Below are 8,856 nucleotides of genomic sequence, written 5' to 3'. Positions count from 1 at the left end.
GGTGGGTGGGCTCATTCCCGCTCCATTCCGCAAGGCTCGTCGCTCATCTCGCCGGAGTAGTAGATGTACTTGCCCTCGACGAGTGATGTGGTATCGATGCTCCTAAAAGCCATCTCCACTCCATCCTCCGGGCCGAGAAGTCGAAGGTACACGGTGACCGGTCCATCTACTTTGGATACGGCGATGTCATTCTCGTGAAGCACTGGCAGGCCCTTGAAGCTCTCAGCGAGGTTGACCGGGACCCCCGAAGGAATCTCGATCAGCTCATCAGGATCTCCCTCGGCAGTGTAGAGAGCCCACTCTCGTTCCGCACCGGACTGCTCGCGGAGCCGAGTCGAGACGTAGTTCACCGTGAGGTCGCGGCCGAGGCATTGGACCCACGAGATCCGATCGCCCACAACAGTGATACTCACCGGTTCATGGAGAGCGGGGCGAGAGGGGAAAGGGAGCCCGCCCACGCACCCTGTTGTGACCAGTACAGAGGACAGCACGACCCCGGCGATGACGAGCCTTCGCGCAGATCTGGTCAGCATGACCTATATCTACCTTCTTGGAGCCCCGCGTCGAACTCAAACCAGTTCGCGCAACCGTACGTTCCCGTGGAAGCCCACGACTTGAGCATCTCACCCGAATAGAGAACCGGATACAAGATGTTTTCCGTAGGCTGCCCACTGCGAAGCATGCCTCGACTCATGAGAGCAAAGCCTCTGATGCCGCAGACCCGTCCAGAGCTTCTGCCTTGCTGACGTCGTTAGTGAGGAACGCATCGCCGACCGTGGTACCCCGTTTGCAATGCAATTCTGAATCAACTCAAGTTGGCATCCGCGTTGGTCTTGAGACTAAACCGGCATCCGATCGAGGGTCACCCGCTGGCTACCCACTGGGTGATCGGGCCTGCCCTCCGCCGTGCTCGACACAAAGATACTCCCCCGCCCACGTCTTACATCATGCCTCAGTGGATGAATGCCAAAACTATCTCGACTGCCCCCATAACAATTGCCAAGGCGCCACCTATCGCATACCCAGCTCGTGCCCGCTTTCCGGATGACAACATATCCGCCACCGGATCTCCGTGCGTCATTTCAAGACCCTTATGCACGATATCTTCAATCTTGCGCCGCCGAACTATCATTAATACGCCGAAGGTAATCAGTATCGGGCCTATGACAATCTCAGGAAACATTTATCCTCGTATTCAAAATGGAAATTGAACGCCAAGGGAACATCCGCCGCCGCCGCCGAATCTCACCCCTCCAGAACTCGTACCTGCTAGCCCCCAGCCGTCTTTTGAATAATACGGGTCATGCACTAGCCCGAGACCGAAGCTTGCAGTCGCCCCTACTCCGGCCTCAGCGGAACAGGTTCCGACCACGAAGGGAGAAACTAAGCCATCGGAGTCTTCGGCGGATACACCAACGCCCGCAGAAGCTTCGATTCGCAACCCGGCAGACACGGTTACGGCTTGGCTGCCACGAATTCCACGCTGATATTCAACGCAGAGCAGGAAGCATACGCCGGCCGACCAGCCAGCCTCCGGCTCCGGCATATGCCATTTGGGGTTGATCTCGATGTATCCGCCACCTCGAGGTGCCCACGGTGACCGCGTTTCAGGCTTCGTCTGACCAGAAGGGCTACCCTGCCATGCGGTCGACGTGCTCTTGCTCTGCAGGTACAGCGTCCCGGCGCCAGGCCATTCTGTGAATTTCGGCTTCTGGTTGGAATCCGCCATGGGAAGCCGCCGAATCACGACTTGTGACGACGCTCCTGGCTTGATCGTAGGTGGGGAGTACGAGTTCTTCGTCTTCAAGACGCCACCCTTGCACGACGGGCAATCGATCTGGAACTTCAGCCCAGTCGGGTCGGAGTTCGTGGTGGGGTTGTTGCCGGAGTAGGTGTACCCGGTGTTCTGTTGGGGCAGGTTCGTGTCGATCACGGGATCGACGGAGAGGAACTTGCCCAGCACCGGATCGTACGTCCGCGCACCCACCGTCGTCAGACCCGTGGATGCCGTCACCGGCTTGTTCATGTACCCGGTACCCGAACCCCACACCCCCGACGACCCGATCGGCGCACCATACGGATCACGCAGCATCCGGGTGGTCGCACCCGTGCTGTTCGCGACCGTCTGCGTATCCACCGTGCCCTCCAAATTCGAGAACAACCACGTCATGGTCGTCCCCGTCGTGCCGGTCTTCGCCGACCTCTCCGCGATCGGCTTGCCCTCTGCTCCACTGTACGTCCGCGACCCCGAGATCACCGAAGAGCCCGGAGCCTGCGTCAACACCGTGTCTCCCACGAACAGCGTCGACCCCTCCACCGTGCTCGAACGCAACAGGATGCTGCCATCGACGTTGTACACCATGTCCTGCGTCACCGACCCCGCCACAATCTTCGAGACCTTCCCGACCTCGTTGAACGTGATCGTCTGCCCCGGCCGCGACGTCATATTGCCCGCCGCATCGTACGCGTACGACCCCGGCCCCATCGACGCCGGCCCCGTCACCGTGCCCACCGCATGCGGACGATCCGCCCCCGCCGCGGGATAGGTGTACGCGGCCGTCGACACGACGCCCGTCGTCGAGCGCTTCACCAGCGACGTCCGGTTGCCCGTCTTCGTGTCGTAGGTGTACTCGTGCCAGTACGGCTCCAGCCCGCCCATCGACGCCGATGACGGTGCGGCCGCGCAGGTGGTCGCCGCGTTCGGCGTCCACGCCCTCGTCAGCTGACGCAGCCCGTCGTAGGTGTAGCAGACCTTCTGCGTGCCCGCCGTCGGCAGCACGGAGTTCGCCGTCACGGATGTGACGTTGCCCACGGCATCCCTCGTGTAGAAGCGATCAGCGACGCTGTGCCCGACACCTCCGAACACTGCGAGGTCTTGAATGGTCGTCAGGGCGCCAGTCGCCTGATCGTAGGCATATGTCGAGTACGCAGTGGATGACGAGCCGTTGATGCGGTTGAACTGCGACAGCTGTCCGATCGGCGTGTAGATCGTGCTCCCGAGGATGATCGACGACCCGCGCACGCCGCTGAGGCGACCCCACGCGTCATAGCTGTAGCGGATGAGCTCCGACGGCAGTCCACCCATCGCCGGCGTCTGCTTGGCCTGCGGCGACGAATCGACGTTGTAGTAGAACGTCGTCTTGTAGCTCGTGCCTCCGAACGCCGGGGCTCCGGTCGGCACGGAGAGCGTCGAGTCGAGCGGGTTGCCCGCCGCGTCGTACGAACCCACCGTGGTCGCGTAGCCGAGACCCGGGCTGCCGGGAGTCGACCCCGTGTACGCGGTCGACGTCGTGACCAGACCCTTCTTCACGGTGTCGTACGTCCACGACGAGAGCATCGAGCCGGATGCCGTGCCCGCATAGGTGGCCTTCTTCCGGTTGAGCTCGTCGTACGTGGTCGTGACGGTCGTGCCGCGGGCATCCGTGGTCGATGTCATGTTGCCGACCAGGTCGTACGTGGCGGTCGAGACCCCGGAGTCGGCGTCGTCTTGACCCGTCCGGTTGCCGAGCAGGTCGAAGCTCCACGTCCAGTCGTTGCCGGCCGGGTCGGTCATCTTCGTCATGCGGCCGGCTCCGTCGTAAGCGAAGCTCGTCGTCTGGCCGGTGCCACTGATGGCGCCGGTGAGATACTGCACGAGCTTCATCTTCTGCCCGAGCGAGTTCGTGTAGGTGCTCGTCGCGGTTCCTCCCGCCGGGGGCGTGCTGTCGACGCGATCCGCACCGGGGTAGGCCGTGATCGTCTGAGAGTGCACCGTTCCCGTCGTGTTGAGCGTCGAGGTGAGGGCGCGGCCGACCGCGTCGTAGGCGGTGATCACCTGTGACGGGATGTTGTTCTCCGTGGTCGGCGTGAAGAACGCCGTTCCCGGGGTGATCGACGTGGTCCAGTAGTCGTTGTCGACGAAGTACACACGACCCTGGTCGTCGTAGTTCGTCGTCTTGACCACTGTTCCGCCGCCGCTCGCGAGAGACTGCGTCTGCGTCGCGCGCGCCAGACCGTCGAACAGCTCGAACTTCTCGACAATGCCGCCTCCGGTCAACGTGCTGGTCTTGATGGCGTTGGGCGCGGTCTGGGACAGCGTGTAAGAGAAGGCGAGCGACGGCGCTGCCGGGTTCGCGGCCTGCGTCTGCAGCGGCAGCCATACGCCCGTCGTGCGCCCCAGACCATCGACGGTCAACGTGGTGGTCGCGCCGTTGGGGTCGACCACCTTCGACTTCGTTCCCGTGGTCGGCTCGTAGGTGGTCGTGGTCTGCCACGAGAACGGGGCCGTGTTGGTGTCGACGGTGCTCAGCAGCGGCTGGGTCGCCGCCGGGGTGTACGCGGTCGAGCTGGTGCGCCCCAGAGCATCCGTCTTCGCCAGCGGGCGGCCGAGAGCGTCGTAGGTCACCGACCCCGCCGTCACCCAGTGCGGCGCACCGCCGGCGTAGGCATCGACGACCTGCGTCGACGTGGCGAGTCCCTTGGTCGCCGCCGCGTTCCAGGCGAGGCCGTCGTAGGTCGTCTTGACGTCGCTGACCAGGTCGCGCGGGAACTGCGCACCGCCGAGGTCGGCACAGGTCGCGTTGACCGTGCGCACCTCGCTGGGCAGACCGACGATCCAGGCCGAGGTGTTCGCCGGTGCATAGGTGGTCGTGACGCACTTGCCCGTCGCATCGGACGGGATCGTCGACACGGTCAGGGGGTACCCGTAGGTGCTGTCGAAGGTCGTGCGCGTCTCGAGCGTGCGGTTCCCGCCGGTCGAGAGCGGCTCGGTGACGATCGTCTTCTGCACGCCCGTCAACCGCGCCTGGCGCGCACCGTCGTTGGAGGTCACACCTGACGCCCACGGGGTGCTCGTCTGGTCGGTGACGACCGCGCCGCCGACGCCGTTGAGCGTCTGCTGCCGGTAGAGCTGACCGGCGAACCACTGGTCGTCGGGGATGCTGGTCCCCACGACGTTCACGGTCTTCGCACCGCCGCTCGCAGTGGCCCTGTCGCCGTTCATGCCCTGGTAGTAGGTGTACTTCGACACCTTCTGCGCGGCGGGCGCCGCGGGATCGCCCTCGCGGACCTCGACCGTGTCGACGCCGGCGAACACGTTCCAGGTGCGCGAGTTCGCGATGGTGAGCGGGGAGTCGTTGTAGCGCCAGCGCGGCGTGCCGTAGAAGTACTGGGTCTGCTGCACCTTGCTCAGGGGGCCGCCAGTCTTGGGATCCACCTGGATCGACGACACGGGGTACTTGTGGAACAGGTCCTGGCGACCGCCCAACGGGATCGTCGACTGCGGCACCCACCACTCGGGGAAGCACCAGCGAGTGTTGTTGGGCAGGTCGGCGAGGATGCCGGAGGCCTGCGCCGCTGTGCACTGCGCGGCCTGGTAGTTGACGCTGATGACGGCGCCGAGGCTGGTCTTGATCGAGCTGAGCCGCCACTTGTCGAGAGGCGCGAGGCCGTCGACGACCCACACGCGGTTCTGCAGCGTCACGCCGGAGAACACGGTCGCCGGCTCGACGATGGCCGCCTGCCCTGCGGCCGTTCCGGTGCGCTGGACCTGCGTGAGCCAGAGAGCGGCCGAGGTGCCGTCACCCGGGTCGGGGTACGAGTGCGAGAGCGCCCACGAGTCCACCGTCGAGTACTCGCCCGACACCTTCGCCTGCGACTCGACCTTGGTGAGGCTCGCGTTGGTGAAGAACGACGGAGCGATCTGCGAGCCGCTGCAGGATGCGCCCGTGCAGAGCTGGTCGAACGGCACATCGGGGTAGGCCGTCGGCTGCGACGGCATGACCGCGCTGTCGAGCGCCGCCGTCGTGCAGTTCACGCCGGAGGCGTCGTTGCAGCGGCCCTTCGCGTCGTAGGTGAAGAGCACGCGGTAGCCGGCCGCCTTCGACGCGTACACGTCCGCAGCGCGCAGGCCGTACTCGATGCGCGCCAGTGCGCCGCCGCGCTGGTAGGCGGTCGCCCCCGAGCCGCCCTTGGCGTACTTGTTCGTCTCGGCCGTGTAGTAGAGCGTCTGCGCGTTGCCGTGCACGTCGACGATGTAGTCGAGGTTCCAGCGCCACGCCTGCGAGCACGAGGAGGCTGCGAAGGACGCCGCGTGGCACGGCTCTCCGACGTCGTTGCCGAACACGGGAACGGTCCAGGTGGAGTTCGTCGTCGCCTTGCCCGACGACCAGCCGGGCAGCTGGTTGAGACCGAAGTAGTACTGGGTGCCGTCGGATGTCGTCATGCGCCAGCAGTCGGAGTTCACCGTGCCGTTCGCGGCACAGCCCTGCGCGGTGCCCACGAGGTGCTCGAAGCGGGTGCCGTCGTCGTTCTGCAGACGCCAGGCGCCGGACGTCGAGTCCTTGATGAGCGCTCCGGAGTGCCCGGCCATCGACACCGTGGCGTTGTCGGTCCGCCAGCAGAGGTCGCCGGAGGTCGTCACCGCGCCGCTCGCCCCGTCGTCCTTCGCGCACGGGATGTAACTGCGCTCGATGAAGCCGGATGCCGAGAGATCCCAGCCTTCACCGACGGCGGAGGGCTGGTTGTTCGTCGATGCCGTCAGTCCGTCGACGGACTGGGAGTTGTAGGAGAGCCCGACCTTCGGCGCAGGCCCCGCGGCGGGAGAGGGCACCGCCATGTCGTACGACCAGGTGAATGCACCGGTCTGCTCCGCGACGTCCCACGAGGACGAGGACTTCAGCGGAGTCGCCGCGTAGGAACCGGTTCCGTTCGCCGAGCTCGCGCCCGACACGGCAGCCAGCAGCATAGGCTCACGCGACACCATCGGGGTGAGCACGAGTCCCTCGTCGGTGCGTGCGGTCGCCACGGGCACGGCCTTCGCAGCGATGTCCTCCGGTTTGGTAGACGCAGGCACCTGCACCCACTCGGTACGGCTCGCGACGTCGGCGCCGAACGCACCGGCCAGCAGAGCCTCCGGCAGCCTCACCGCAACCGGCGCTCCGCTCTCGGGAGCGTCCGCCTGAGACATCGAGACGACGAGTCCCTCGAACCCCTTCTTGCCTGCAGCCTTCTCGTCGAGGACGTCGACGGTGACGGATGCCGGCGGCACGGCATCCTCGTCCTTCTCTTCCTTCTTCTCGTCCTTCTTCTCCGGCTTCTCCCCCGCGGGCGCGAGCTCGATGCCGGTCTCGGCGAGAGCGCTCCACTCACCGACGACCGTCGCCGAGGTGCTCTTCTTCTCACCCTCCGTGGTCACCCCGACGGCGTCGGAGGGAGTGAGCGCCACCTCCGTGCTGTCGAGCTTCGGCAGCACGGGCGCCTCTGGGGTCGCCGCGTTCGTCGATGACCCCGTATCGTCTCCCGCACCCACCTCGCCGAGCGGTGCACCGGGTACGGGATCGCCGAGATCCACGATCGGAACGGTCGGCGTCGATGCCGCGACCGCCATACCAGGTGCGGAGACCAGCACACCGGAGGCGAGCACCATCACGGTGGCGACGGATGCCATCCGGCGTCGGATCGAATGCGACATGATGAGCCTCTCGGTCAATCGGAGAACGGGAGTTCGAACGCCGCGAGTCGCTCGAGCTGAATGTGATCGATGACACCGGGAACCATCACCGGATTGGTGAACAGGCCCTCCCACCGCCCCGTCATCGGCGCTGGGCCGAACACCAGTGGGCCCGTCGCCGAACGGTCACCGGCACCCACGACATGTCCGTTCACCGCCACAGGATTCATGGCGTTGCCCACATGTAGCCGTAGCTGCTGGTTCACCGCATCCCACACTCCTGTGACGAGCTGCCACTGGTGGGACATGGAGGAGCCTGTGGCGCAGTTGCTCGCTCTGTCGGTGCTTGCGGAGGTCACGTTGTAGTCGCCGACGCAGAAGGCGTACACGCCGGCCGGAGTGACCTGAAGCTGAATGCTGCCGGTCATACCGCCTCCTTGCATCACGATCTTCTGCGATGCGCCGTTGAGGCCGTTGTACCCGCCCTTCAGCCAGACGCTGAACGTGAAGCTGTTCATGGCGTTGACCGGAGCTGTCATCGTGCTCACCTCGAACGCGGTTCCCCCCGCGGTGGAGAGCACAGGCGATTCGAGCGGCGGATCCGGGAGGTCCGTCGATGTCCGCGAACTGGTCTCGGGAATCAGGAGGTCGATGCCATTCGCCCCGATCCACGGGTTGGAATCGGGAATCGTCTCCGGAAGCGGGGTCGTCATCGACGACAGCTGCCAGGCGTGCCCGGCATCGACGTTCACAGAAGCCGCTGGCGTCGTATCGTTGCCGTTCGGGTACAGCGGGAAGCCCTTGGCTGCGCTCTGGTTGCCCGCCCTGTCATACGCCGAGACCCAGAGCGTTGACAAGGAGTCGATGGGTGCAACGGTCATCGCTGCAGGCGTCGATCCGCTCGCACACGTCCAGCGCACGGTCGATCCGACGCCAGCGCCACAATTCGGAAGAGCCGATGCCACACTGACGGTTCCCTCCACAGGGACCGAAGGGGCCGGGGTCGTGAGCCGCGTCGGAGTGATCCAGCTCACATAGCCGGCGACATCGGTCGCCCCCGTCGCCGACAATGCCACAGGCTGACCAACGGTGTACGTCGAACCGGGCGCCGCCGTCACGGTCGGCACCGCAGGCTTCGTCGTATCCACCGTGAAATAACACCAGGAACTGGGGCCGGCGCTGTCCATACGATGGTCACTGCCCCAGGCCCGCCAGGCATAGGTCTCGCCATCGGTGAGGTTGGTGAAGGTCACGGATCTCGTGCCCTGCGCGAGCACACCGCTCGGCCGATCCTGAATCGCGGCATTGAGGTTGGAGGCCTTCATGAGGTGGAAGTTCGTGTCGACGTTGCCGCCGTCGGGATCGGTCTGGGTGACCTGCACCGTGACGTCCTTCTGGCCGAGCATCGCCGGTGCGGCGGCGGTCCC

The 8,856-nt window shown here is 65.3% G+C and carries 3 protein-coding genes; all 3 read right to left on the bottom strand.

Going from position 1 to position 8,856, the window contains the following annotated elements; all coding sequences use genetic code 11:
• Positions 1–11: 11 nt before the first annotated feature.
• Positions 12–413 (bottom strand): hypothetical protein, encoded by a 402-nt coding sequence (locus tag CQ047_RS18400; RefSeq protein ID WP_105677484.1) that lies wholly within the window; start codon positions 411–413, stop codon positions 12–14.
• Between the two features lie 782 nt (positions 414–1,195).
• Positions 1,196–7,450, bottom strand: coding sequence for an RHS repeat domain-containing protein (locus tag CQ047_RS18395; protein ID WP_146114403.1), 6,255 nt, complete (start codon positions 7,448–7,450; stop codon positions 1,196–1,198).
• Between the two features lie 14 nt (positions 7,451–7,464).
• Positions 7,465–8,856, bottom strand: a 1,392-nt coding sequence (locus CQ047_RS18390) for a LamG domain-containing protein (protein WP_146114402.1), incomplete at its 5' end; no start/stop codon positions are given.

It is taken from the genome of Microbacterium sp. MYb72, from assembly GCF_002979415.1.
Taxonomy (GTDB): domain Bacteria; phylum Actinomycetota; class Actinomycetes; order Actinomycetales; family Microbacteriaceae; genus Microbacterium; species Microbacterium natoriense.
This window is presented reverse-complemented; position numbering and strand designations above follow the sequence as displayed.

Bases quoted from the DNA above. Each gene is read 5' to 3' on its own strand.
- CQ047_RS18395 (WP_146114403.1), bottom strand. From the start codon at position 7,450: ATGTCGCATTCGATCCGACGCCGGATGGCATCCGTCGCCACCGTGATG.